At 59.2% G+C, this 1,270-nt stretch carries 1 protein-coding gene; it reads right to left on the bottom strand.

Translation table 11 applies throughout. The features are described from left to right. On the bottom strand, window positions 1-999 hold a 999-nt coding region (locus tag ABJK56_RS04335), incomplete at its 3' end, for a hypothetical protein (RefSeq protein WP_347243436.1). Window positions 1,000-1,270 lie beyond the last annotated feature (271 nt).

Genomic DNA, 1,270 nt, shown 5'->3' with positions numbered 1-1,270 from the left:
CAAACGCCACTCGTTCAGTATGTCGAAGGTCACCAGGACCACCACAGGGAAGCTGCATTCCTGGCATTCCTGGGCCTTGGCCCGTGTGATATTGAATCCTAGGGCCATGTCCGACCACCACTCGGGAAGCGGCACATTTCGGGGCCAGCCCCGGGGATTTTTCAGCCGGCGCTTGAATCCGGACGATTGACGGAACCTCTTCCAAAAGTCTGTCTGCCGGATCGTGCTTTCAGCGACGCCCAACAACTCAGCCAGTTTCGCCGACGTGACTGACAACGGTATCGGTAGGATGCTGTTGATCTCGTTCAATTTCTCGTTGGCCGATGCGCCCGATTGGATGATTGCTCGGATGCGTTCTGCCGTCGCTGGGGTGGCTACCCGGAAGTATGTCTTGATAACCTTGAATTCAGGCGGCTCTCCAGCGGAAGTCTCGGGCTTTCCCTCTGGTGGGCTGGGCGTGGTCTCCGTCCCCGAGGCTTCTGGCTTTGGTGGTTCCTTGTCGTTTTCACGGATGGTCGATTGCTCCAGCGCCCTGGCGATTGCTTCCACTTCCTGCTTGCGGTACCAGACCTCACACGCCTCGGCCGCCTTCCTCAACTCCCACTGGTCCTGCTCGAACCGCTCCATGTACCGGTGAAAGTCCGTGTCCCAAATCCAATGGAGGTCTGTCGCCCCTGCTACCCGCGGCAACCATGTTTGGAAAAACTTCGCCTGTGCCTCCAGGGCCTCTCCCACGCGAAGATAGCCGCAATACACAGCCACCAGCCCGGTAGGGCCAATCCAGAGGTTGGCCACTTCGGGCGGGACGGCCGCTTTCAACTCCGCCACGGCGAGGGCCGCGTCTACAAAAGCCTTCTCAAAACGCCGCCAGGCCTCCCACACCGGCACGTGATTACGGTTTCTGGCGTTAACACGTTCCCAGAAGACGGACCAGTGTTCCAGGACGGCCTGATGCTGTTGAGCCAGGTCCCGAAAACGTTGGGGAAGATCACTAGACACGTGCAGCCCTCCACGTGGAAAAAGACAGCCCTTTAAAAGGATCGGGTGGGCAACCCGCGGGGCTGTCACGGGCTTCGGGCCATGGTTCCCTAGCCCACCCTCGTCGCTATTCTATCCGTCTTTCGACACCCCTGCTAGGTGCCAAAAAAGGTCGAATTGTTTCGCGATTCCATGACACGTCGGACCTTTTAAAGCAACACATACCTACGCCGTCAGCCCTAACTCCCCCCAGGTTCCCGGCCAACCGCGGGCGTTTTCCGGTGCTCCCAGG

It is taken from the genome of Thermogutta sp. (assembly GCF_039793925.1).
Lineage (GTDB): Bacteria > Planctomycetota > Planctomycetia > Pirellulales > Thermoguttaceae > Thermogutta.
Note: the sequence above shows the minus strand (reverse complement) of the source record. Positions and strands in the feature narration are given on the sequence as shown.